General features: G+C 63.6%; 20 protein-coding genes. 10 read left to right on the top strand and 10 right to left on the bottom strand.

Going from position 1 to position 23,630, the window contains the following annotated elements; translation table 11 throughout:
- Positions 1-304 precede the first annotated feature (304 nt).
- Both recQ and FHS48_RS05080 read right to left on the bottom strand, forming a co-directional pair.
- Positions 305-2,113 carry a DNA helicase RecQ gene (gene recQ, locus FHS48_RS05075; protein WP_184262053.1) on the bottom strand — a complete coding sequence of 603 codons (1,809 nt, stop codon included), beginning with the start codon at positions 2,111-2,113 and terminating at the stop codon, positions 305-307.
- Positions 2,114-2,165: 52 nt separating this feature from the next.
- Positions 2,166-2,960, bottom strand: a complete 795-nt coding sequence (locus tag FHS48_RS05080) for a substrate-binding periplasmic protein (RefSeq protein WP_184262055.1) — start codon at positions 2,958-2,960, stop codon at positions 2,166-2,168.
- A 460-nt stretch (positions 2,961-3,420) separates the two neighbouring features.
- Here FHS48_RS05080 and FHS48_RS05085 point away from each other — a divergent pair, with 460 nt between their 5' ends.
- On the top strand, positions 3,421-5,865 hold the full coding sequence (locus tag FHS48_RS05085) for a hybrid sensor histidine kinase/response regulator (protein ID WP_184262057.1): 2,445 nt from the start codon (positions 3,421-3,423) through the stop codon (positions 5,863-5,865).
- An 81-nt stretch (positions 5,866-5,946) separates the two neighbouring features.
- On the opposite strand, the gene arsC is transcribed toward FHS48_RS05085, so the two are convergent.
- Positions 5,947-6,291 carry an arsenate reductase (glutaredoxin) gene (gene arsC / locus FHS48_RS05090; protein ID WP_184262059.1) on the bottom strand — a complete coding sequence of 115 codons (345 nt, stop codon included), beginning with the start codon at positions 6,289-6,291 and terminating at the stop codon, positions 5,947-5,949.
- Positions 6,292-6,467: 176 nt separating this feature from the next.
- On the opposite strand from arsC, the gene FHS48_RS05095 reads away from it, so the two are divergent.
- Together FHS48_RS05095 and FHS48_RS05100 are read left to right on the top strand one after the other, a co-directional pair.
- On the top strand, positions 6,468-7,532 hold the full coding sequence (locus FHS48_RS05095; RefSeq protein WP_184262061.1) for a glycosyltransferase family 4 protein: 1,065 nt from the start codon (positions 6,468-6,470) through the stop codon (positions 7,530-7,532).
- Positions 7,513-7,968, top strand: a complete 456-nt coding sequence (locus FHS48_RS05100) for an acyl-CoA thioesterase (RefSeq protein ID WP_184262063.1) — start codon at positions 7,513-7,515, stop codon at positions 7,966-7,968. The genes FHS48_RS05095 and FHS48_RS05100 overlap by 20 nt, the downstream gene beginning before the upstream one ends.
- Before the next feature lie 35 nt (positions 7,969-8,003).
- Here the strand turns inward: FHS48_RS05100 and FHS48_RS05105 are convergent, their stop codons facing one another.
- The 3 genes from FHS48_RS05105 to lptG are packed head-to-tail and all read right to left on the bottom strand — an operon-like array spanning position 8,004 to position 11,357.
- Positions 8,004-8,705, bottom strand: a complete 702-nt coding sequence (locus FHS48_RS05105) for a phosphatase PAP2 family protein (RefSeq protein ID WP_184262065.1) — start codon at positions 8,703-8,705, stop codon at positions 8,004-8,006.
- Positions 8,702-10,237: an ArnT family glycosyltransferase gene (locus tag FHS48_RS05110; RefSeq protein ID WP_184262067.1), complete on the bottom strand. Its 1,536-nt coding sequence runs from the start codon at positions 10,235-10,237 to the stop codon at positions 8,702-8,704. The genes FHS48_RS05105 and FHS48_RS05110 overlap by 4 nt, the downstream gene beginning before the upstream one ends.
- Positions 10,238-10,247: 10 nt before the next feature.
- The gene (gene lptG / locus FHS48_RS05115; RefSeq protein WP_184262069.1) at positions 10,248-11,357 is read right to left on the bottom strand and encodes an LPS export ABC transporter permease LptG; all 1,110 of its coding nucleotides are present in this window, start codon (positions 11,355-11,357) and stop codon (positions 10,248-10,250) included.
- Positions 11,358-11,546: 189 nt separating this feature from the next.
- On the opposite strand from lptG, the gene FHS48_RS05120 reads away from it, so the two are divergent.
- The 4 genes from FHS48_RS05120 to FHS48_RS05135 all read left to right on the top strand — a co-directional run bounded on the left by FHS48_RS05120 (position 11,547) and on the right by FHS48_RS05135 (position 14,978).
- A complete protein-coding gene (locus FHS48_RS05120) occupies positions 11,547-12,122 on the top strand; it encodes a cob(I)yrinic acid a,c-diamide adenosyltransferase (protein WP_184262071.1) in 576 nt (191 codons plus the stop codon).
- Between the two features lie 191 nt (positions 12,123-12,313).
- On the top strand, positions 12,314-13,063 hold the full coding sequence (locus tag FHS48_RS05125; RefSeq protein WP_184262073.1) for an electron transfer flavoprotein subunit beta/FixA family protein: 750 nt from the start codon (positions 12,314-12,316) through the stop codon (positions 13,061-13,063).
- Between the two features lie 2 nt (positions 13,064-13,065).
- Positions 13,066-13,995: an electron transfer flavoprotein subunit alpha/FixB family protein gene (locus FHS48_RS05130; protein ID WP_184262075.1), complete on the top strand. Its 930-nt coding sequence runs from the start codon at positions 13,066-13,068 to the stop codon at positions 13,993-13,995.
- Between the two features lie 113 nt (positions 13,996-14,108).
- Positions 14,109-14,978 (top strand): 3-hydroxybutyryl-CoA dehydrogenase, encoded by an 870-nt coding sequence (locus FHS48_RS05135; protein WP_184262077.1) that lies wholly within the window; start codon positions 14,109-14,111, stop codon positions 14,976-14,978.
- Positions 14,979-15,146: 168 nt separating this feature from the next.
- On the opposite strand, the gene folE is transcribed toward FHS48_RS05135, so the two are convergent.
- From folE to FHS48_RS05155, 4 genes are all read right to left on the bottom strand, one after another.
- Positions 15,147-15,758 carry a GTP cyclohydrolase I FolE gene (gene folE, locus FHS48_RS05140; protein ID WP_184262079.1) on the bottom strand — a complete coding sequence of 204 codons (612 nt, stop codon included), beginning with the start codon at positions 15,756-15,758 and terminating at the stop codon, positions 15,147-15,149.
- A gap of 137 nt (positions 15,759-15,895) precedes the next feature.
- A complete protein-coding gene (gene apaG, locus FHS48_RS05145) occupies positions 15,896-16,288 on the bottom strand; it encodes a Co2+/Mg2+ efflux protein ApaG (RefSeq protein WP_184262081.1) in 393 nt (130 codons plus the stop codon).
- 22 nt (positions 16,289-16,310) lie between these two features.
- Positions 16,311-17,132: a pyrroline-5-carboxylate reductase gene (gene proC, locus FHS48_RS05150; protein WP_184262083.1), complete on the bottom strand. Its 822-nt coding sequence runs from the start codon at positions 17,130-17,132 to the stop codon at positions 16,311-16,313.
- 99 nt (positions 17,133-17,231) lie between these two features.
- Positions 17,232-17,744: a hypothetical protein gene (locus FHS48_RS05155; protein WP_184262084.1), complete on the bottom strand. Its 513-nt coding sequence runs from the start codon at positions 17,742-17,744 to the stop codon at positions 17,232-17,234.
- A 190-nt stretch (positions 17,745-17,934) separates the two neighbouring features.
- On the opposite strand from FHS48_RS05155, the gene FHS48_RS05160 reads away from it, so the two are divergent.
- The 3 genes from FHS48_RS05160 to FHS48_RS05170 all read left to right on the top strand — a co-directional run bounded on the left by FHS48_RS05160 (position 17,935) and on the right by FHS48_RS05170 (position 23,616).
- The gene (locus tag FHS48_RS05160) at positions 17,935-18,774 is read left to right on the top strand and encodes a ferritin-like domain-containing protein (protein WP_184262086.1); all 840 of its coding nucleotides are present in this window, start codon (positions 17,935-17,937) and stop codon (positions 18,772-18,774) included.
- Positions 18,775-18,934: 160 nt separating this feature from the next.
- Entirely contained in the window at positions 18,935-21,139 is a 2,205-nt protein-coding gene (locus FHS48_RS05165; protein WP_184262088.1) for a SulP family inorganic anion transporter, read from the top strand.
- A gap of 167 nt (positions 21,140-21,306) precedes the next feature.
- Positions 21,307-23,616, top strand: coding sequence for a methyl-accepting chemotaxis protein (locus FHS48_RS05170; RefSeq protein WP_184262090.1), 2,310 nt, complete (start codon positions 21,307-21,309; stop codon positions 23,614-23,616).
- Positions 23,617-23,630: the final 14 nt, after the last annotated feature.

Consider the following 23,630-nt stretch of genomic DNA (forward strand, 5'->3'; position numbering starts at 1 on the left):
ATACTCAGGTTCCAGCCATTCGTCCGGCCAGATACCCACGTATCCCTTCCCTCTCTTCACTTGTCTAACAGCGGCGCCACCAAGGTGACTTCCAACGACGCTCCCCACCAGCTACTCGCTGCGGCCCGCGTCGTCGGGAGGCGCTTTATAGGTCCCCAACACAGAACCGTCAAACACTATTTTCAAGAAAATGACTCTTTTCTGAGGACCCCGGTTCTTCGGCATCGGCACCCCCCCACGCCACGCAGGGTCAGACCAGAAAGATAAAAGGCGCTGCAAACGCAGCGCCCTGAGCTTTATCCGATTATTCCGCCGCCACCGATCCGGCTGACAGCACCACATCCAGAAAGGCCTGACCGTACCGGTCCAGCTTCCCCCGGCCGATGCCGGGCACTGTCGCCATCGCCTCCAGCGTATCCGGTCGCCGGACTGCCAGTTCCAACAGAGTGGTGTCGTGGAAAATGACATAGGGCGGCACACCCTGTGCCCGCGCCAGATCCATCCGGCAGGCACGCAAGGCCTGAAACAACGCATCATCATCTGCATTCAGCGTCGGTCGTTGACTATCGCGGCTGCGCTTTGCCTTGGCAGACGGATCTTTCCGGAACGCGACCTTGGCTTCCCCCCGCAGAACCGGGCGGACATCCGGGCCAAGGAACAGGCCACCATGGCCATCAATATCGACCAGCACATGCCCCAAAGCCACCAGCTGCCGGAGCATCGACTTCCAGTCAGCTTCTGACCAGTCACTGCCAACCCCGAAGGTCGGCAAGCGGTGATGCCCCAGCGACCGCACCCGTTCGGTCGTCTGCCCGCGCAGGACATCAATCACATGCTGCGATCCATACCTCTGCCCGGTCCGGTAAATGGCTGACAGCGCCATCTGCGCCGCCTGCGTCCCGTCGAAGGTTTCAACCGGCTCCAGACAGGTGTCGCAGTTGCCGCAGGGGGCGCAGGAGTCCCCGAAATACTCCAGCAGAACCTGACGGCGACACCGCGCGGTTTCACAGAAGCCCAGCAGGGCATTCAGCTTGTGCCGCTCAATCGCCTTCTTGTCGTCAGAGGCCTCGGAGGCTTCGATCATCTGGCGCACCCGCGCCACATCCTGCACGCCATAGACCATCCACGCCTGAGATGGCAGACCATCGCGCCCGGCACGCCCGGTTTCCTGATAATAGGCTTCCAGCGATTTCGGCAGATCAAGGTGGGCGACAAACCGGACATCGGGTTTATCAATCCCCATGCCGAAAGCAATGGTCGCCACCATCACCAGCCCATCTTCGCGCAGGAACTTATCCTGATTGGCGGCCCGGACGGTCTTGTCGAGGCCGGCATGGTAGGCCAGAGCCTCCACCCCCTGCTCGCGCAGCCAGGTGGCCGTATCCTCAACCTTGGCCCGCGACTGGCAGTAGATGACCCCGGCATCGCCCCGGTGCTCTTCCTGAATGAACCGCAGGAGCTGCTGCTTCGGGGTCGCCTTCAGTCCCACCCGATAGCGGATATTGGGGCGGTCAAACCCGGCGACAAACTCCCGCCCCTCGGTCAGGTGAAGGCGTTCGACAATCTCGCGCTGGGTCGGGCCATCCGCTGTCGCGGTCAGGGCAATGCGCGGCACCCCGGGAAACCGCTCCGCCACCGCCGCAATCTGGAGATATTCCGGCCGGAAATCATGGCCCCACTGCGACACGCAATGGGCTTCATCAATCGCAAACAACGACAGGGAGCAACGGGCCAGCTGATCCAGAAAGGCCGGTTGCAGCAACCGCTCCGGCGCCACATAGACCAGATCCAGCTCTCCCGCCCGCATCTGACGGCTGATCTCGATCGTCTCGGCGAAAGAAAGGGTCGAGTTCAGCGCCGCCGCCTTGACCCCAAGCTGGCGGAGGGTCTCCACCTGATCCTGCATCAGGGCGATCAACGGGCTGACCACCACCGCCACACCGGGGCGGCACAGGGCCGGAACCTGATAGCACAGGGATTTCCCGCCGCCGGTCGGCATCAGGACCAGCGCATCCCCCCCGGCAACCACATGGTGGATGACCTCTTCCTGAAGACCACGAAAGGAATCGTAGCCGAAGACGCTTTTCAGGATATGGAGAGGATCTGCCTGCATGGCCCCATCTTATAGGGGATCGCCTGAGATCACGGAAGGGGGAAACCCCGCCTCAGCGCTGTCCATCGGAGGATTGCGCGGTGTTCGGCCGCCCGGGAACCGGGTCATCCGGCCCCCGCCCCGGGCGGGAGCGGACCAGACGCAGGCCTTCAGCAAACAGGTCCCGCAGGGCCTGCCCCTTTTCTGTCTTCTGGAAACAGATGTACAGCGGCTTGCGGTCGAGGGGTGTCGGGTTAAGGCGCAGGCCTGCCGACCGCGCCTTCAGTTCCGGTTCAACCTCCATCAGATACTGAAAAACGGCCGCATCAATGAGCGCGCCGTCGATACGGGAGGACACCAGTTTCCGCAGATTGATGATATCGCTGACAACCTCTTCGGTCTGTAGGATGCCCCGGTGGACCAGATCATCAAAGTCGGGAGTATTGACGTAATCCCGGACCGTTCCCAGCCGGTAAGCCGCCAGATCAGCCAGCGTCACCCATGACAGCGGAGTGCTGGCCCGTTCCGCCAGCACCAGATCACTGCTGTCATAGGCGGGAGAGAAGTGACACCAGGACTCGCGGTCCTCAGAGGCATAGAAAGACAGGCCGCCATCAATCCGCCGGGCCCGGATCAGGGCCGTCATGCGAACCCACGGCATGTAGTCGAAGACCACCTCAATCCCGACCGCATCGAACGCCTCGCGGACAATGGCCGAGGAGCGCCCCTCCCCCGGAAGGGACGCCCGGGTATAGGGTGGCCAGTCGATGGAGCCAAGGACCAGTGGTTTCCGGCTGATTTCGTCGGCCTGCGCCGGAACCGGCCAGCCACCGGCGAGCACACCGAGCACACCCGCCACAGTCAGCATCCGCCTGCCCCGCATTGACAGACACAGCGTGCCTGTCAGGGGTCGCAGCCATCGGGGCAGCCCCGGTGTCCGGGCAGCCCCGCTTATTCTGCCACAGGCGTGTCTCATGCCTCAGGCCCTCCCGCCCTGCCTGCACACTGACTCTGCCGACAGGGACCTGATCAGCGTATGCTGTCGGACAGCCAGCTTACAGCCTTTTCTTCGCCGATAATCCAATGAGGTTATATTTGTGACAGCAAAGGCAAATCATCAGGATCCCTCACACCGGAAGGACCGGATACCCGTTAAGAAAGGGTCTGTTTTTAGATCCATGGAGCGCGTACTCTAATCGGCCTGTACCCTGAAGCCCTTTCCACTTATGCTCCGCCGGCGTCTGCCTGCTGTCTCTATAGAGGGACACAACAGGGCGGCGCGGACAAAACGGGATCTGGCTTCATTATCGTCTTGGGGGAACTCCCGCATGCGGGTCCGGCTGACTGATCGACTGACGCTTCGGCAACTGCGCTATACGTTGGTGATCGCCCTGGGGCTTGGGCTGCTGCTGTCGGCCGTACAGGTGGCCCGGGACTATTCCCAGCATGTCGATTCCACCATGGCCTCCGCCAACCGCATGCTGGATGCCTTTCATTATGCCGCCGTACAGGCCGCCTATACGCTGGATTCAGATCTCGCCGGGGATGTCGTGCGCGGGCTGGTTGCGGACGGGCCGATCATTTCCGCCCGGATCATCAGCGACCTCGGGGACCGGCTGGCCGGGATTCATGTCGGGGAACAGATCGAGGCGACTCCGGTCGCCTTTCTGTTCGGCCAGCCTGTTGTTCAGCGGCGGGAGCTGACCAAGACCCAGCCCGGCGGACGGCAGGAAACCATCGGCTTTCTGGAAGTGGAGATCTCAGCGGTCCGCACCTCCGGCCCGTTTCTGGAGCGTGTTGCCCTTAACCTGCTGAGCGTGCTGATCGAAACCGTGGTGCTGGCCGGGGTGCTGGCCCTGATCTATCTGCGCACCACCACCCGCCCGATCACCACCATCGTATCCCGGCTTCAGGCCGCCGAGGATGAAGGGACGCTGGTCAAAGATCTTCCGGTGCCCCGGGGCCACGACAAGGACGAGATCGGCTTTCTGGTCAAGGCGTTCAACGGCCTGCTTCGCTCGGTGGAAACCGAGCTGCGGGCCCGCCGTCAGGCCGAGGATGACCTGCGCAAAGCCAATGACGTTCTGGAAATCCGGGTGGAGGAGCGCACCGCTCACCTTAATCAGGAAATCGCCGAGCGCCGTGCCATCGAAGAAGCCCTGCGGCAGAGTGAGGAACGGTTCCGCGATCTGGCGGAAGTGTCTTCGGACTGGTTCTGGGAAACCGATGAACACGGGCGCTTCACGCTGGTGTCTGACCGCTTCTTCGGCGTCAGCGGCCTGTCCCGCCACCAGATTATCGGCCGGACCGTGGGTGATTTGCTGACCGGTACCATCATTGCCGACATCAGCGATGGCTGGGATGTGTTGCAGCACATGATGGAACAGCGCTCCCCGCTGGTCCGCTATGACATGACCCTGCGCGGCAACGATGGCCGCATGATTTTTGCCCGGATGGACGGCAAGCCGGTGTTTGACATCACCGGGCAGTTCATCGGCTACCGCGGCACCGGCCGCGATGTCACCCAGCGCAAGATTGTTGAAGCCAGACTGGACGAAGCCCGGTCGGAAGCCGAACGCGCCAACGCCGCCAAATCTCATTTCCTTGCGAACATGAGTCATGAGCTGCGGACGCCGATGAACGCCATTCTCGGCTTCGCCCAGCTGCTGCGGGCCGCCCCCGGTCAGGGCCTGACCCAGACACAGAAAAGCTATGTCCAGCATATTCTGGATGCCGGGGATCACCTGCTGCGGCTGATCAATGAGATCCTTGATCTGGCCCGCATCGAAGCCGGACGGATTGAACTGTCGATCGAGAGTGTCGACATCGTCGATCTGGTCAAGGAATGCTCGGATATGCTCGATCCGCTGGCTGCCGGGCAGGATATCACCGTCACCATTGAAGACCATGACGGCCCCCTGCATGTGATGGGGGACCGGTCCCGCCTGAAGCAGATCCTGCTCAATCTCGGCTCCAACGCCATCAAGTACAACCGTCATGGCGGATCAGTCCGGATCGGCTTCGGGGTTTCCCCCACCCCCGGCCTGCAACGGATTCTGGTCTGCGATACCGGCATCGGGATCCCGCAGGATATGCTGCGCAAGGTGTTTGAACCCTTCAACCGGATCGGGGCGGACCGGACCGCCATTGAAGGCACCGGCATCGGGCTGACCGTGACCCGCCAGCTGGTGGAACACATGAACGGGGCGATCGGGGTCGAAAGCACGGTCGGGGAAGGCAGCACCTTCTGGTTTGATCTTCCGGTCAGCAGCCCGCTGCCCAAGCCGAAGGATCTGGACAGCCAGCGGTCCCAGCCGCAGGACGGCACCCTGTCGCATCCGCCGCTGCGGGTGCTGTATGTGGAAGATAATCCGGCCAACCGCGACCTGATGCGGGATGTGATGGACCTGCGCCCGAACGTGACGCTGGTGATGGCCGAAAACGGGAAAACCGGTCTGTCGATGGCCCTGAGCGAGAACCCGGACCTGATCCTGCTGGATATGAACCTGCCGGACATCGACGGCCTGAAAATCGCCCGGCAGCTGCGGACGGATCTTCAGATGCGGGACACCCCGATCGTTGCCGTCAGCGCCGGGGCGATGGCCCGGGACATTGAACGGGCCCGCAGTGCCGGAATCGATGATTACATCTGCAAGCCGTTTGATGTCTCGGAAATGCTGACCCTTCTCGATACCGTCGCCACCGGCAGCTATAGCCCGGGAACCCTGCGGGAGAATGGCACCGGGAACACACTGGGCGCACCGGGGCTGTAAGCCTTCGCGGGGCCGTACGAAACAAAAACAGGGGCACCGTAGGTAGCCCCTGTTTTTTGTTTCAGATCATGATGAGACCGGTTAGAGGATCTCCAGCACCGCTTCCGGCGGCCGCCCCAGCCGGGCCGCAGTCTCCGTCACCACAATCGGCCGTTCAATCGCCCGCGGATGCGCCGCCAGCGCCGCAATCAACCCGGCCTCGTCCAGCGCTTCCAGCAGAATCCCCTCCTCCTTCGCCTCCTTAGGGCGAACCAGCACGCGGGCCTCTCCGCCCAACAGGGCGACGATCCGGGTCAGCTCGGACACCGTCGGCGGGGTCTGCAAATACTCCACCACCACCGGGGTCACGCCCCGGCTTTCCAGCAGAGCCAGCGTTTCCCGCGACTTGGAACAGCGGGGATTGTGATAGATCGTGACGGTGGACATGGGGGTTTCTCCCGGACAGGCATACAGACACTGACCGGTGTCATACGGGGTTTCCCCGGCAAACGGAATGCGGAAAGAGCAACCCGGGCCGGACGGACGTCACAGGAGGTTCACTGGATTTCCCCCCGGGGAGCCCCGATAGACAGAGGCAGCCTCTGCCCTTCCGGGAGCCTGCCATGTCCGCCCGTCACATTGTTCTGGTCACCGATGCATGGTTCCCGCAGCCCAACGGCGTGGTCCGGGTTCTCAGCAGCCTGAAGCGGGAACTGGAGGCAGTGGGCCACCGGATCACCGTGATCGAGCCGGGCCAGTTCCACACCGTTCCGCTGCCGACCTACAGCGAAATCCGTCTGGCGGTTTTCCCCGGTCGGCGGGTGGCGCACCTGCTGTCTTCCCTCCGCCCGGATGCCATCCATATCGCGACGGAAGGGCCTCTCGGTTGGGCGGCCCGGGCGTGGTGCCTGAAGCGGCAGATCCCGTTCACCACCGCCTATCACTCCAAGTTTCCTGAATACGTGCAGGCCCGGACCGGCCTGCCGCTGGACTGGCTGTATGCGGCGGTCCGGCGGTTCCATGCCCCGTCGCAGGTGGTCCTTGCCCCGTCGCAGAATGTCTTCCACGAGCTGACCGCCCGGGGATTTGAGCGGGTCCGGCATTGGGCCCATGGCGTCGACACCACGGTTTTCCGCCCGGACCGGAAAAACCTCTTCGATCTGCCCCGCCCGATTTTCCTGTATGTCGGGCGGGTCACCGTCGATAAGAACCTGACCGCCTTCCTTGATCTGGACCTGCCCGGCAGCAAGGTGGTGGTCGGCTCCGGCCCGCAGCGGGAGGCCCTGAAGAAGGCCTATCCGCAGGCGCTGTTCCATATCGCCGAGGGGGATGAGGAACTGCGCCTGTGCTTCAATGCCGGGGATGTCTTCGTCTTTCCATCCCGGACCGACACCTTTGGGCTGGTGATGCTGGAGGCGCTGGCCTGTGGCGTGCCGGTGGCAGCCTTCCCGGTGACCGGGCCGCAGGATGTGCTGCTCGATGCCGCCGGAACCGCCGGGATCCTCGACACCGACCTGAAACAGGCGGCCCTGACCGCCCTGACCCTGGACCCGGCGGACTGCCGTGCCCACGCCCTGCGCTTCGGCTGGGACGAAGTGGCCCGGCAGTTCCTTGAAGCCCTTGCCCCGATCCGGTACACCGTCGGAGAACCCGCGACGGAGTCCCCGCATGTCCCATCCTGCCCCTGAGCCGACCGACAGCCTGACCCTTTCCCTGACCGACCGCAGCGCCTATTCCTACTGGACCCGCGATCACGTCCGCTTTCAGGATCTTGACCGCCTCGGCCACGTCAACAACGTCGCCTTTGCGGTGTATTGCGAAACCGGGCGGGTGGACTTTGCCGAGGCCACCAGCCCCGGGTCAACCGCCGGAACCGGCATCGGCTGGACCATCGTCCGCCTGCTGATCGACTTCCGGGCGCAGGCCCATTACCCCGGCGAGGTGATGATCGGCACCCGGGTGCTGAAGCTGGGGACCAGCTCCTGCCGGATCGGACAGGGCCTGTTCATGGACGATGTCTGTTTTGCCACCGCCGACTCCGTGATGGTGTGGACGGATGTCGCCGCCGGGCGCAGCCTGCCACTGCCGGATGACCTGCGGACGGCGATGGGCCGGTATCTGTAAGGGAGACGGACCGCCCTGTGGGACCCGACGGCAGGTCAATCCTGCCGTTGCAGCATCCAGCGGGCGAAGATCCAGTTGACCGTGACCACCAGCACACCGGAATACAGCACATCTGAAAAGAAGTGCCCGCCCTGCACGATGCGGACAACCCCGACCGTCACCCCGAAGCACAGGGCCGCCACCAGCCCGGCGGAGCGCCATGCCACCGGCAGCAGAAAGGCAAAGGCGGTCACCCAGAAGCCGAGAGCACCGTGCCCGGAGACGAAGGAACAGTTGCTGTCACACTGGTTGGTCACCAGAAAAGGCGGGGTATAAAAAGCATCCCCACCGAACTGGGTGATCTGGCTGGGCCGGGCCCGGCCCCAGTTTTCCTTGAACAGCACATTGGCCAGCAGCCCCGGCCCGACGGCGAGAGAGGCCAGAAGATAGCTGACGATCCGGCCGGTAACCCCGAAGTAGACCTGTTTATAGATCCGCCCGGCCCCCCACAGCACCACGATGAACAGCACGATGCCGAACAGGACGGTCGGCATCCCCTTGCGGATGAACTCCGCAAACGGGGCCTTGCCAAGGTACCATCCCTGATCCGGCAAGAAGAACCAGCCGCTGATGGTCAGGTCCAATCCCGGCAGCGTCAGGAACAGCAGGAGGGTCGCCAGCAGCCACACCGTCCAGTGCCGCCGCAGGTGGGCTCCGGCCCCTGCGATCACCGTGTCGAGCCAGCGCAGCAGGGTCATCGGGCACCCCCGGCGGCATAGCCTTTGAAGCCGGTCAGCCGGTAGGCGTGCAGCTCCAGCGTATAATCGGAATAGATCGGCAGACGCAGGATTCCGACCGTTTCCACCCGCTCAAAATACGGGGCCGCCCATCCGGCTTCCCCCCGGGTCAGCAGCAGGTAGTTGCCGCCGGGATCGGCGGGCAGAGAGGCCGAGAGTTCATAATGGTTCTGGCGCTTGCCTTCCGGATTCCACATCCGGCCCGGCATCATCAGCGGGCGGCCATAATACAGCAGGGTGGCCATTGTCTTCCGGTCATCAAACAACGGCACCAGATCCGGGTTTTTCACCGCCAGCTCGCGGGCCCAGTCTCCGGCGATATTCCAGCCGCGCAGGCGTTTCTGGAGATCCAGCTTGGCGGTCATCGGCATCCCGGCGAGGGACAGCAGCGGGGCCGGATTATACAGCGCCACCGCCGCCAGCAGATGCAGACTGGCCGACACCGGCAACACCCAGCGCCAGCGGTTGCGCTCCATCAGCCACGCTGTGACCAAGGGCACCGCCGCCACAAAGGCGGTGGCCGCCCAGTTGGCATTGGCCCGGGACAGAAACGACTGCACCGTGATCGCCAGCAGAACCGGGGCGACAAAGCAGATCAGCAGCCGATAGCGCCGGACCAGCCATGTCCGCCGCAGGGCCACTGTCAGCAGCAGCGCCAGCACCACAAACAGCAGCGGACCGAACACCCCGAACTGGCTAAGCAGAAACTCCCCCAGCTCCGCCGGGTTGAACAGATGCGATTTCAGGTTGGCGTTTTCGCCGGTATGGCGATAGCTGGCCATCCCGTTGAGCAGGTTCCACAGCAGATTGGGGCTGTACACCAGCCCCCCGACCGCCAGCGCCAGCCACAGGCCGGGCTGGCGCAACCGCCCCCGGTCCGCCGGAGACACCAGCAGGAACAGCAGCAGGGACACCACAAAAAAGACCATGGCATACTTGGCCAGCAGGCCAATGCCGATGGCGACACCCAACAGCCCCCACCAGCGCCAGGCCGTCCCCTCCGGCTCCAGCGCCCGGACCAGCGCCAGAAGCGCCACCGCCCAGCACAGCAGTAGCGGCGCATCGGTGGAAATGATCATCGCCGACACCGATACCGCCGGCAGGGTGATCCAGATCAGCGCCGACCACAGGCCGATGCGGTCAGCATCGTCACGGGTCCGGAACAGGGCCTTTGCCAGTGCAAACAGCACCAGTGCCGTCGCCGCATGCGACAGCGTCGCCCCCAGACGGACCCATCCTTCCCCATTGCCGCCGATGGCGGTGGTCAGCCAGATCATCCACGCAATCAGCGGCGGCTTGGAGAAATACCCAAGGGCCGGGGTCTGAGCCCAGTGCCAGTACTGGGCTTCGTCAAACGACAGATTGATGCCATCGGTAAACAGCAGCACCAGCCGCCAGGCCGTCACGGCCGCCACAAACAGAAGCGCCTGCCGGAACGGGGCAGGCACCGGAACACCGGCGGACTCCGGTGCGTTGCGGATGGGGGAAGTCATGTTGTTGTGCTCAGCCATCTTCCAGATGCAGCAGGGTCGCCGTTCCCAGCAACAGGGTCACCAGCGTCGGCGTCCATGCCGACAGCCAGACCGGGACGGTGGAGGACTGCCCCAGCGCCAGGGACAGTTTGGAAAAGAAATACAGCAGGAAGCCACTGCCGACCGCCCCGAGAACCCGGCCAAACCCGCCGCCAGACCGCTGGTTGGGACGGACAGAGAAAACGGCGGCAACAATCACCATCGCACACAGCAGAACCGGCGAGGCGATCAGGCTGTGGAAATACAGGCTGTGCCGCTGCGCCGAGAATCCGGCCGACTCAAAAAACGCGATAAATCCCGGCAACTGCCAGAACGACAGCGTCTCCGGGCTGGCAAAGTTTTCCTGCACCCGCCCCAGCGTCAGCGTTGTCGGCAACACCAGCGCGTCATGATGAACCCCAACCTGTCCGGGCTCCATCACCCAGGCATCGGTCAGGTCAAACTGCGACCCTTCCAGCCGCCCCAGCCGGGCATCAATCCGCTTCAGGAAGCGTTCCCGGCCATCAACGTAGATGAAGGTAAGATCGCGCAGATAGAGATCAAGGCCATCCTGCCGGACATTGGCGGCGTGTACCACGGTCTGCCCGCCGTCGGCGCGGGGTTCCCGCAGCCACAGCCCCCCTTCAGACAGGTTGAAGGTGCCCTGCCGGGCCAGCGTCATACCGTCCTCGACCTGCTCATACCGCTTGTACAGCAGCGCTGCCAGCGGGTTGACCACGGTGACATTCACCACCCCCAGCACCGCCACCAGCACAAGGGCCGGGGCAAGGAACTGCCACACCGACACCCCGGCGGCCCGGATCACCACCAGCTCGTGGCTGCGGGTCAGGCGCCACATGGCGATCATTGCGCCGATCAGAACGGCAAAGGGCATCACCTGCTGGATCAGCGTCGGCAGTTTCATCAGCGACAGTTTCAGCAGGAACAGGGCCTCGACCCCTTCCTTCCCCGCCGACCGGCGCAACAGCTCGATGAAATCCATCAGCACGATCAGCGCCGTAATCACCAGCAATGTCCCCAGCAGGGCCAGCAGGAAATGCCGGACGAGATAGGCTGAGAGGGTGATGTACAGACGTGGCACCGGATGCGTCCTCGGTCTGGCGGGAATCAGGGGCTGGCGGAAATCAGGGCGGGCCGATCACGCCTGCGGCCCCGGGCACGGACACAGCCCGACTCCCTGCACGGAGAGTGCGAAGGTTATAGGTGATCCGATGCCATTACGGTAGGCTCCTTCGAGTCTTTTTTCACCCACTTCCGAACGGATGTTTCTATGGTTCAGCTGACCCGCATCTACACCCGTGGCGGCGACAAGGGCAAAACCTCTCTCGGGAACGGTACCCGCGTTGCCAAGACCGACCGCCGCGTTGAAGCTTACGGCACCGTTGATGAAGCCAACTCCGTGATCGGCATCGCCCGCCTGCACAGCCAGAACGGCCAGACTCCTGACGTTGATGCCATGCTGTCGCGGATTCAGAACGACCTGTTCGATCTGGGCGGCGATCTCTGCGTCCCCGAGGAAGGAGCCCCGGAATGGGCCCTGCGCGTCACCGCCGCACAGGTGGAGCGGCTTGAGGCCGAAATTGATGCCATGAACGCCGGACTGGATCCGCTGAAATCCTTCATCCTGCCCGGTGGCAGCGCCCTGTCAGCCCACCTGCACCATGCCCGCACTGTGGTCCGCCGGGCCGAGCGGCTGATCTCCGACCTTGCCGATCACGAGACCATCAACCCGCAGACCCTGATCTATGCCAACCGGCTGTCGGACCATCTGTTTGTGCTGGCCCGGGTCACCAACGGCAACGGTGCCGGGGATGTGCTGTGGGTTCCCGGGGCCAACCGGAGCTGAACAGACTCCAGTGATATAATTTTTCATTATACCAACCCCCGCCGGGTTCCGGTTTGACTTGCCTCCCCGGACGGTCTATTTTGCGATGCAATAAGCATCCGTCTGCGATGCCTGCAAAGTGTCCTCCTGATCCGGGTCAGACCGGGGCCGGGCGGACGGGGTAAACTGGGAAACGGAACTAGGAAATACCGATGAAAGTCCTGGTAGCAGTGAAGCGGGTCGTTGACTACAACGTGAAGATCCGCGTGAAGGCCGACGAGAGCGGTGTCGAGACGGCGAACGTCAAGATGTCGATGAATCCGTTCGACGAAATCGCGGTTGAAGAAGCGGTTCGCCTGAAGGAAGCCGGGACGGCGACGGAGATTGTCGTGGTTTCCCTTGGGGCTGCGGGTGCGCAGGAAACGATCCGCACGGCACTGGCGATGGGGGCCGACCGTGGCATCCACGTCCAGACGGATGAAGAGGTGCAGCCGCTGGGCGTTGCGAAGGCGCTGAAGGCGCTGGTGGACCGCGAAAAGCCGGATCTGGTTCTGGTCGGCAAGCAGGCGATTGATGACGACAGCAACCAGACCGGCCAGATGCTGTCGGCGCTGATGGGCTGGTCGCAGGCGACCTTCGCGTCGAAGGTGGAGCTGGGCGGCGGCAAGGCCAAGGTGATGCGCGAAATCGACGGCGGTCTTCAGACCATCGAAGTGTCGCTGCCGACCGTTGTTTCGGTTGACCTGCGCCTGAACACCCCGCGCTATGCGTCGCTGCCCAACATCATGAAGGCGAAGAAGAAGCCGATCGAGGCGCTGAGCCCGGCGGATCTGGGGGTTGATATCGCCCCGCGCCTGAAGACCCTGAAGGTCAGCGAACCGGCGAAGCGTCAGGCCGGCGTGAAGGTGGCCGACGTGGCCGAACTGGTGAACAAGCTGAAGACCGAAGCGAAGGTGATCTGACGATGAGCATTCTGGTCATTGCCGAACATGACAACGCCCATCTGAAGGGCGCGACGCTGAACACCGTGGCGGCGGCTGCCGCCATTGGCGGGGACATCCACGTTCTCGTCGCCGGTGCGGGCTGCGGCGCGGTGGCGGAAGCCGCTGCCAGGGTGGCCGGTGTGGCGAAGGTTCTGGTGGCGGATGCCCCGGCCTATCAGCACGCGCTGGCGGAGCCGCTGGCCGATCTGGTGGTGTCGCTGGCCGGCGGCTACAGCCACATTCTGGCCCCGGCGACCACCTCGGGGAAGAACTTCCTGCCGCGCGTCGCCGCCCTGAAGGACGTGGCGATGCTGTCGGACATCTGCGGCGTGGTGTCGGCCGATACTTTCGTGCGCCCGATCTATGCCGGGAATGCGCTGGCGACGGTGCAGAGCGCCGATGCCCTGAAGGTTGTCACCGTGCGCACCACCGGTTTTGATGCCGTTGCCGCTGAAGGCGGATCTGCGGCGGTGGAAGCGGTGTCGGGCGCGGCGGATGCCGGGCAGAGCGTGTTCCTCGGCGAAGAGCTGTCGAAGTCCGAACGTCCGGAACTGACGGCGGCGCGGGTGATCGTCTCCGGCGGCCGTGGCATGGGCTCGGGCGAGAACTTCGCGCTGATCGAAGCGGTGGCGGACAAGCTGGGCGCGGCGGTCGGTGCCTCGCGCGCGGCGGTGGACGCCGGGTTCGTGCCGAACGACTATCAGGTCGGCCAGACCGGGAAGATCGTGGCGCCGGAACTGTACGTCGCCGTCGGGATCTCCGGGGCGATCCAGCATCTGGCGGGGATGAAGGACTCCAAGGTCATCGTCGCCATCAACAAGGATGAAGAGGCCCCGATCTTCCAGGTCGCCGATTACGGTCTGGTCGCCGACCTCTTCCAGGCCCTGCCTGATCTCGAAAAGGCCCTGTAAATACAGGTGCCGCGGCGCCGGAGCAACGCTCCGGCGCCGTTGATCTTTTATCCATGCCATCCGGTGCGGCCAGAACAATCACCGGCTGGCAGACTCTGACGGGGGAACACCCAATGATCCAGAATATCGGCGTTGTCGGCGCTGGCCAGATGGGGAACGGCATCGCACATGTCGCGGCGCTGGCCGGATACAACGTGCGTCTGTCCGATATCAGCCAGGCCCAGCTTGATAAGGCGTTGGGGCTGATCCGCAAGAATCTGGAGCGTCAGGCCAAAAAGGGCATGATCCCGGAGGCGGAGATCGCCGCCACCCTCGGCCGGATCACCACCGCCACCGACCTGAACTTTGCCGATGCCGACGTGGTGATCGAAGCCGCCACCGAAGACGAAGCGGTCAAGAAGCAGATTTTCGCCAAGATCTGCCCGTCGCTGAAGCCGGAAGCGATTCTCTGTTCCAACACCTCCTCCATCTCCATCACCCGTCTGGGGGCTGCCACCGACCGTCCGGGCCGGTTCATGGGCATGCACTTCATGAACCCGGTGCCGGTGATGCAGCTGGTGGAGCTGATCCGTGGCATTGCAACCGATGAGGATACCTTCCGCCAGATCCGCGAAATGACCGAACGTCTGGGGAAGACCCCGACCTCGGCGGAAGATTTCCCGGCCTTCATCGTCAACCGCATCCTGCTGCCGATGATCAACGAAGCCGTTTACACGCTGTATGAAGGCGTCGGTTCGGTCGATTCCATCGACACCGCCATGCGTCTGGGTGCCAACCATCCGATGGGCCCGCTGGAACTGGCCGACTTTATCGGTCTGGACACCTGTCTGGCGATTATGCACGTGCTGCACGACGGTCTGGCCGACACCAAGTACCGCCCCTGCCCGCTGCTGGTGAAGTACGTAGAAGCTGGCTGGCTGGGCCGCAAGACCGGCCGCGGCTTCTATGACTACTCCGGCGAAAAGCCGATCCCGACCCGGTAAAGCATCCGCCGGTCAGGATCACGGTCCTCCCGGATCGCACGACAACACCCCCGCCCCCTCCGGCGGGGGTGTTCGTTTGTGAGGGCTGCCGGAAGCAACAAAAAAGGCCAGCCCGGATGGACTGGCCTTTCAACCGTTCGGAAAACACCGCGTCCGGAAAACACCGCTTCAGCGGGGATTGCCGATAATCGACAGAAATTCCCGCCGGGTGATCGGATCGTCGCGGAAGGCCCCCAGCATCCGGCTGGTCACCATGCTGACGCCGGTCTTATGAACGCCCCGGGTGGTCATGCACTGATGAACCGCCTCGATCACCACGGCGACGCCCTTTGGCTCCAGAACACCCTGAATCGCGTTGGCGATCTGGGAGGTCATCTTTTCCTGAATCTGCAAACGCTTGGCGTAGAGATCCACCACGCGGGCCAGTTTGGAAATCCCGACCACCCGGTGATTCGGCAGATAGGCGACATGCGCCTTGCCGATGATCGGGGCCATATGGTGTTCGCAATAGCTCTCGAAATGGATGTCCTTCAGGACCACCATCTCGTCATAGCCCTCGACCTCTTCAAAGGTGCGGCGGAGCATCGCTTCCGGATCATTGCCATATCCGACAAACCATTCCTCGAACGCCCGCGCCACCCGGGCCGGGGTATCGAGCAGGCCTTCGCGGGTCGGATCATCCCCTGCCCAGCGCAGCAGGGTCCGCACCGCCGCCTCGGCTTCGGCACGGCTGGGACGGGTTTCGTCAGTCGGCAGGCTGCCGGGAACAGGGGCTTCCACGGAACTCTCCTTACACCAATCCGGCCCGATCCCGCCGGACCATCGTCCGGACCTGAGAGGAGGCCGAGTAAAACCATAGGGTATTTAGGCCGCCACGCCCCGGATTACCAGAGCAAGAATGCGGCCTGCCACAAAGATCAGTTCAGGACCACACCCTGATACGGGCTATCGAGGGAAAAGGCCGGAACATCAATCCAGAACCGCTGTCCGTCGGGCCCCTGCATCTCATACCGGCCAACCATAATGCCGGACGGCGTCGGCAACGGGCAACCGGACGTGTAGGTAAAGCTGTCTCCCGGGGTCAACACCGGCTGCTCACCGACCACCCCCGGCCCCTGCACCTCCTGCACCTGCCCACGGCCATCGGTGATGGTCCAGTGGCGGTTCAGAAGCTGAACCTCCTGCGCCCCGCCGTTGATGATCTCGATGCTGTAGGCCCAGACGTAATGGTTCTCATCCGGCCGGGACTGCTGATCAAGATAGTGCGGCTCCACCGTCACGGTGATGTCGTGCGTGGTTTTGGAATACATGCCCGTTCTCCTGCCCCCGGCCTCAGGCCAGTTCCCGTCCGCGCCGTTCGGCCGCAGCGGTCGCCCGAACCATCAGCGACGGCAGTCCGGTCTCCGGATTCATCAGCACCTCCAGCGCGGCAGCGGTGGTTCCACCCGGACTGGTGACATTTTTGCGCAGCTGCTCCGGGCTTTCGCTGGCCTGCGCCAGCAGCTCCCCGGCACCGGCCACGGTCTGGCGGGCCAGAACCGCCGACAGCTCTTCCGGCAGGCCCAGCGCCCGCGCCGCCTGCTCCAGCGCTTCGGTCAGGTGGAAAATATAGGCGGGACCGGATCCGGAAATCGCCGTCACCGCATCCATCAGCGTTTCATCCTCCAGCCAGGCGGCCATCCCGACCGCCTGCGCCAGCGTCTGGCAACGGGTCTTTTCCGCTTCGCTGACCCCGGCCCCGGCACACAGGACGGTCATCCCCCGCCCGACCGCCGCCGGAGTGTTCGGCATCGCCCGGACAATCTTGGCCTCCGCCCCCAGCAGGGCATGGAACCCGGCGATGGTTTTCCCGGCCGCCACCGACAGGAACACCGCCCCCGAGGCGGCGAACTGACGGTAGGGGGCGATGGCATCAGCCAGAACCTGCGGCTTGACGGCCACCACCACCACATCCGCCGTCGCCCCCGCCGGAATCGCGGAGGCTTCGGTCAGGGTCTGCACGCCAGCCGGAAGCCCCTTGGCAAAGGGATCAACCACCAGCACCCGGGCAGGATCCACCCCCTGTGCCAGCCAGCCGTTCAGCATCGCCTGTCCCATCTTGCCGCAGCCGACCAGAACAATATGGTAGTGGGAGTGGTCGTGGGGGGTCGTCATCTCTGCAATCCGTCATCAGTAAGGGGGGATGTCCCATCAGTCAGGGACCCGGATAGAAAGCCTTCGGCGTTTCAGGGAGTCAGCCGCCGGGCCGGTCGGTCACAGGCTCAGGATTTCGTCAATCTGTGCCTGATCCATCGCCTTATCAGAGCCATGAATGATCGAGCTGGCGACATCAATCAGCCGCTGGATCCCACGGGACGCCGCATGCGCCCGGATCCTGACCATCTCGGGATCGTCCAGCGACACCGCATCCTCCAGACGTTCCAACGCCTGAAATACCAGCCCGTTCATTTGCTCCACGGTGTCCTCAAACGGACGGCGGAACCGGACCGGTACGTGATTATAGGCCTCCACGGCCAGATCCTTGTCGCGGAATGTGCTGTCGCGGAAGTGATCCTGATAGGACTTCGGCGCCCAGGCCTTACACTCCTCCAGCATGTCAGGCATATCCGCCACCAGTTCAAGGAGCATGACGATCTCGTTGAAATGGTTCAGATAATCCGTTGCCAGCAGCGTGCTCTGGCTGATGTTGGCGCCCGCCACTTTCTGCTGCCATTCGCTGAAGGCAGCCTGTTCGTCAGGGGCAAGGCCGTCCACAGTGTCATTCATCTGATACGCGGTTCCTCACAATCGCGGCTCCGATTATCCCCGAGGCCCGCGCCGGGCGCAATGCCGACAGCGGTCCTAAGACAATTTTTCGTTTCACGCCCGCCGGTAACAGCATCAACCGCTTGCCTTTTTCATTGAGCCTTTTACATATGGCCTGTCATTTGCGCCAGTCATGAAGGGGGCACCGGGAATGGGATGGACGCTGGAGGACATCGCCTGGGATCAGTTTGATCCGAGCCGGGTCGATCCCGATATTCTGGCTGTGGTCAAAGCGGCGGCAATGGTTGAACGCAACGCCGCCGATTACACCCGCCATCTGCGCGCGGTCTTCCATGATGATCCGCAGTTTCAGGCCGAGACCGACCGCTGGCAGGTCGAAGAGGAGCAGCACGGTGATGTTCTCGGCCACTGGGCCGAACTGGCCGATGCCAGCTTCGATTATCAGGCCGCCTGCCGCCGCTTCACCGACGGCTACAAGATCCCCCAGACCGGCGACGGCAGCCTCCGCGGCTCCCTGACCGGCGAGCTGATCGCCCGCTGTATCGTTGAAACCGGGACCAGTTCCTTCTATTCCGCCCTGCGGGATGCCACCACCGAGCCGGTGCTGCGCGATATCTGCCACCGGATCGCCGGGGATGAGTTCCGGCACTTCAAGCTGTTCTACACAACAATGCAGGCCTATCTGAAGCGGGAGAACATTCCGGCGTGGAAACGGCTTTTTGTTGCCCTCGGCCGGATCCGCGAAAGCGAGGATGACGAGCTGGCCTATGCCTGGTTTGCCGCCAACGCCCCGGCGCAGGCGGTGTATGACCGGGCTTCATCGACCGCCGCCTATGGCACCCGGGCCTACCGGCTGTATCAGCCGATGCACGTCACCCGGGCCACCCATATGGTCCTGAAAGCCTGCGGCCTGAATCCGCAGGGCCTTCTCGGGTCAGTCGCTTCCCGCCTGATGTGGCGGTACATCGCCAGCCGGGCCCGTGTTCCGCTGGCGGAAACCATGCCCCGGCCGGTCGCCCGCGCCGCCTGAGGACACCGACCATCAACCGGCAGCGAGGGACCATCGCCACCGGTTGATCCATAAAATTCGATCCATACAGTTCCCGGTACGCCCGCAGGCCCGCCTGACGGGCCTGCCCGTGCCATGTGGCACCCCCGATGTGGCACCTCCGGTGACTGAAGGAGATGGATTGAAGCGCTATCTTGCCCCCGCCATGCTTGGGCTGTTTGCCGGGGTTGATACCCTCGGCAGCGGGATCGCCTTTGCCACCCTGCTGTTTCCCGGGGTCCTTGCCGCCGGTCTGGGGACCGGTGTCGGCATCATTCTGGTCAGCGCTGCGGTTCTGTCCCTGATTCTGGCCTGGCGCAGCACCTGCCCCAATGGCATTCCGCTGGTGCAGGAAACCAGCATCGCCATTCTGGCCTCCGCCATCGCCGGGCTGCTGCCTGCCCTGACAGCCCTGCCCCCCGAAGCCCGCACCAATACGGTGCTGGCCATTCTGGGGGTATCCACCGCCATGACCGGACTGCTGTTCTGGCTGTTCGGACGCCTGCGCCTTGGGGCACTGGTCCGCTTTCTCCCCTATCCGGTGATTGCCGGTTTCCTCGCCGGATCCGGATGGCTGCTGGTGGAAGGCGGCCTGATGATGATCACCGGGGAACACGGCCTGCTGGCCAGCGCCCGGCATCTGGGGGATCCACTGGTTCAGGCCAAACTGATTCCGGCGGCCCTGTTCGCGGGGCTGATGGTGGTTGTCCTGCGGCGGTCCAGCCACCCGCTGGCAGCCTCCGGCCTGATGATCGGCGGGGCGGTTGCCTTCTACGGGCTGCTGTCGCTGTGGGGCATTCCCCCCGAACAGGCCCGGAACTGGACCTGGCTGCCCACCGTCCCCGGCGACGGGCAGGTTTCCCTGCCCCTTCCCACCACCCTGATCAGCGGGGCAGACTGGTCAGCGGTTGCCAGTGTGATCCCGGCAATGATCTCCGCAGCGCTCCTGAACATGCTCGGCCTGCTGCTGAATCTCAGCGGACTGGAACTGGCGCAGGGCAAGGAAATCGATACCAACGCCGAGCTACGGACCAGCGGCATCGCCAACCTTCTGGCCGGGGGGCTGGGCGGGGCATCCGGCTATGTCGGGCTGAGTGTCACCCTGCTGGCCGACCGGATCGGCGCCACAGGGCGCAGTGCCGGTGTGGCCACCGCCATCGTGATTCTCGCCGGTGTCGCCTGGGCCTCCTCCCTTGCTGCCGCCATGCCCACCTTCCTGTCTGGCGGGCTGATGCTGTTTCTGGGGCTGGAACTGCTGCTGGAATGGCTGGTCGCCTCCCGCCGCACCCTGCCCCGCCGGGACTGGATGATCATCCCGGCGATTCTCGCCGCCACCATCTTCACCGGCTTTCTGACCGGGCTGGCGGTGGGGCTGGCAATCTCGGTGATTCTGTTCGTCTATACATACTCCCGCCAGCCGGTGATCCGGCTGACGGCCGATGGCCGGACCCTGCGCAGCAGCGTTGACCGGGCCCCCGCCGCCAGCCATGCCCTGAACAGCCTCGGCACCCGGCTTCTGGTGCTGCGCCTGCAAGGATACCTGTTCTTCGGGACCGTGGAACAGGTCGTCACCGAGGTCAAAGCCCACCTGACCGCGCCTGACAGCCCTTCCCGCACTGTCCTGATTCTGGATTTCCGGCATGTCAGCGGCCTCGATTCGGCGGCTGTCTCCGGTTTTTCACGGATCTGCGGACTTGCCCGGGGGCTGGGCCTCCTTGTGGTTTTCAGTCACCTGTCCCTGCCCGTACAGGCCAGCCTGCGCCGGTCCGGCCTGTCGCTCGCCACCCCGGACGCGGCTGCGCAACAGCCCCTGCCACAGGCCCTGATGATGGCGGATCTGGACCACGCTCTGGAATACAGCGAAAACATCCTGCTGGGGCAACACGGTGATCTCAGCCAGACCCCGGCCCCGATGGTGCAGCATCTGCGGGACCTGATCGGCAACCATCCCCGGCTGCCGGACATGGTCACCGCCATGACCCGCCGGGTGCTCACCCCCGGTGAGACCCTGATCCGGGCCGGAGAAACCGCCGATGAACTGTATGTACTGGCGGCCGGACAGGTAAAAGTGCAGATCGCCCTGCCGGACGGACGATCGTTACGGCTGCGAACCATGACCGCCGGAGCGATTGTCGGTGAGATTGCCCATTATCTGGGCGGACGGCGGACCGCGGATGTGATCGTGGAAACACCGGTCACCCTCTACTGCCTGTCCCGTCAGCATCTGATGCATCTGGAGGAGGCAGACAGCGGGCTGGCCCTGCTGTTCCACCGGCTGCTGGCGGTGACACTGGCCGAAAAGCTGGTTCTGGCCAACCGGCAGATCCAGTCCCTTCAGCAGGCATGACAGGCCGACACCCCACCAAGGGATAGACCTGCGCGTTACCCCGGCACGGCATAGGTGTTTTGCACCATACGGGACCCCTCTTTTCTGGCACGCTGGTTGCGTCGCAGCAACCACCCACGGTAAGGCACCCGAGAGTGCCGCCGTCTCAGAAGAGAGGATGCCCTGCCATGGATTTCCTGACCAATCTGCGCCTGCGGCGACAGCTTCAGCTGATGGCACTGGCCTTTGTTGTCCCGGCGCTGTTTGCGCTCGGTATGATTCTGCACAGCGAAGGCGTCGCAATCCGCAATGCAGACCGCGAATTAGTCGGCGCCGATTACATCCGGAACATTTTCGCAGCCGATCTGATCCTGAACCGATACTTCGTTGACCCGTCCCAGGACCTGAAAGAGGGCTTCACCAAAGCAGCCGCCATGATTGGCTCGGCGGCCTCGCAGGCGGCCGATCTCGGCCTGTCAGAGCAACATGCCGCAATGACGAAGGCATGGGCAGATTTCATCGCGGCCCCGGATATCGCCAAAGGCGATGCAGCCATGGCCACCATTGATTCCTCCCTGCGGATGGCGGGAGATGCCTCCGGCCTGATCCTCGATCCGGAACTGGCCAGCTATTACCTGATGGATACCATGGTGGTGCGTCTGACCACACTGGTGGACAACGCCGGAACCATGGGCCGGAAATTCCGGGAAAGCGGAGACAGCGGTGCACTGGTCTATGAAGATCAGCTGGATCTGCGGCGCACAGCGGCGCTGGCTGATAACGACCTTGCCACCATCAGTTCCTCTCTGGAGACTGCTGCAACGCACGCCCGTCAGTCCGAGGTTTCCGACAGCCTGAAGCCCCTGAACCAACAGCTACAGGACAGCGTCAAAGCCCTGCTGACCACCACCGACCAGATGGCCCAGTTGCCGGACGTGGCGATGATGATGGCGATGAACAAGGATCCGACCCGGATCAAACTGCGCAAACCCCAGATTGCCACCCAGCGCAGTGTCGCGCTGGGTGCACTGGACGGTATCGAAACAGTCTTCAGCAATACCTATTCCGCGTTCGTTACCGAAATCACGCTCCGGCTGCGGCAATCCTATCTGACCGCCAGCGGCAGCATCGGCCTGACCGTCGGGCTGTTCGCCCTGACGACATGGGTGGTTCTGCGGCATGCCTCCCGGCAGCTGTCCAGACCGCTGGGAGAGCTGCGCGACTGCTTCGAACGTCTGGCCAAGGGCGATGAAGACGTTCACATCCCGCCATCATCCCGCCGGGACGAAGTCGGGGACATCATGCGCGCCGCCGCCTCGCTGCGCGATGCCGTGGGCCGGGCCTTCACCCTACAGGGGATGGTCGAAGGCATGCCGATCAGCCTGATGACCTGCGACCCCCAGACCTTCGCCATCACCTATCTCAATGCCTCGTGCCGCAAAACCATGAAACTGGTGGAGTCTGCCCTGCCCTGTCCGGTCAGCCAGCTGGAAGGTCAGCCTCTCCGCCTGTTCCATCCCCACAACGCCGACCACATCCAGAAGATCATCTCGGATCCGTCACGGCTTCCGTTCAGCAGCGACATCATGATCGGGCAGGAGCATATGCATCTGGAGATTTCTCCGGTGTATAACGCCGCCGGACGCTATGTCCGCACCATGCTGTCGTGGGAAGTGGTCACCCGGCAGAAGCAGATGGCCAACCTGTTCATGGAAAGCATGGAAGGGGTGATCGACGATGCCGGTGCCGTGCAATCGGCAGCGGAACAGTTGCAGGATATTGCCCGGAAGTCCGGGGAGGGTATCCGCACCGCCGATCAGGCTGTGGAAGAAATCTCCAGCCTGATCGGGGATCTGGCCAATACCTCAGAAGAGCTGTCGCGGTCGATCCGGGAAATCTCTCACCGCTTACAGGATGCCAATCAGCAGACCCTGTCCGGGGTCAGTCTGGCCAATGAAAGCATCAGTGCGGTTGACGGTCTGGCCCGGGTCGCCGAGGAAATCGGCGGCGTGGTCGGCCTGATCACTGATATCGCCAACCAGACCAACCTGCTGTCGCTGAACGCCACCATCGAGGCGGCCCGGGCCGGAGACGCCGGAAAAGGCTTCGCCGTCGTCGCCACCGAGGTCAAAACACTGGCCGGGGAAACCGCCCGGGCAACAGAAACGATCCGCCAGCGTATCGAGTCCCTGCGGGCCGTCAGCCAGTCGGTGGTGACCTCGATCAGCCGCGTCACCGACTCGATTTCCACCGTCAACGGCATTGTCGCCACCCTCAGTGCCGCAGTGGAGGAACAGACTGCCGCCACCGGTGATATTGCCCGCAAAATCAACCAGACCGCCGGGCAGGCCAACACCGCCGCCGGAGATCTGCGGCAGGTGTCCTCCTCTGCGGAAGAAACAGAGACTGAGGCCAACGCCCTGCTGTCCATCTCCAGCAGACTGCAATCCCGGTCTGAGAATCTGGGGCAGGAATGGTCCCGCTTCGTATCGGGCTGAGCGATACACAGCGG

It is taken from the genome of Novispirillum itersonii, from assembly GCF_014205675.1.
GTDB classification, from domain to species: domain Bacteria; phylum Pseudomonadota; class Alphaproteobacteria; order Rhodospirillales; family Rhodospirillaceae; genus Novispirillum; species Novispirillum itersonii_A.

Coding starts and splice junctions, on each gene's coding strand:
- apaG (WP_184262081.1), bottom strand. CDS start 16,288: ATGTATTCCAAAACCACGCACGACATCACCGTGACGGTGGAGCCGCAC.
- FHS48_RS05095 (WP_184262061.1), top strand. CDS start 6,468: ATGTCCGCCCGTCACATTGTTCTGGTCACCGATGCATGGTTCCCGCAG.
- FHS48_RS05120 (WP_184262071.1), top strand. CDS start 11,547: ATGGTTCAGCTGACCCGCATCTACACCCGTGGCGGCGACAAGGGCAAA.
- FHS48_RS05100 (WP_184262063.1), top strand. CDS start 7,513: ATGTCCCATCCTGCCCCTGAGCCGACCGACAGCCTGACCCTTTCCCTG.
- proC (WP_184262083.1), bottom strand. CDS start 17,132: ATGACGACCCCCCACGACCACTCCCACTACCATATTGTTCTGGTCGGC.
- FHS48_RS05130 (WP_184262075.1), top strand. CDS start 13,066: ATGAGCATTCTGGTCATTGCCGAACATGACAACGCCCATCTGAAGGGC.
- FHS48_RS05105 (WP_184262065.1), bottom strand. CDS start 8,705: ATGACCCTGCTGCGCTGGCTCGACACGGTGATCGCAGGGGCCGGAGCC.
- arsC (WP_184262059.1), bottom strand. CDS start 6,291: ATGTCCACCGTCACGATCTATCACAATCCCCGCTGTTCCAAGTCGCGG.
- FHS48_RS05110 (WP_184262067.1), bottom strand. CDS start 10,237: ATGACTTCCCCCATCCGCAACGCACCGGAGTCCGCCGGTGTTCCGGTG.
- FHS48_RS05155 (WP_184262084.1), bottom strand. CDS start 17,744: ATGAATGACACTGTGGACGGCCTTGCCCCTGACGAACAGGCTGCCTTC.
- FHS48_RS05080 (WP_184262055.1), bottom strand. CDS start 2,960: ATGCTGACTGTGGCGGGTGTGCTCGGTGTGCTCGCCGGTGGCTGGCCG.
- FHS48_RS05170 (WP_184262090.1), top strand. CDS start 21,307: ATGGATTTCCTGACCAATCTGCGCCTGCGGCGACAGCTTCAGCTGATG.
- FHS48_RS05085 (WP_184262057.1), top strand. CDS start 3,421: ATGCGGGTCCGGCTGACTGATCGACTGACGCTTCGGCAACTGCGCTAT.
- FHS48_RS05125 (WP_184262073.1), top strand. CDS start 12,314: ATGAAAGTCCTGGTAGCAGTGAAGCGGGTCGTTGACTACAACGTGAAG.
- FHS48_RS05135 (WP_184262077.1), top strand. CDS start 14,109: ATGATCCAGAATATCGGCGTTGTCGGCGCTGGCCAGATGGGGAACGGC.
- FHS48_RS05160 (WP_184262086.1), top strand. CDS start 17,935: ATGGGATGGACGCTGGAGGACATCGCCTGGGATCAGTTTGATCCGAGC.
- recQ (WP_184262053.1), bottom strand. CDS start 2,113: ATGCAGGCAGATCCTCTCCATATCCTGAAAAGCGTCTTCGGCTACGAT.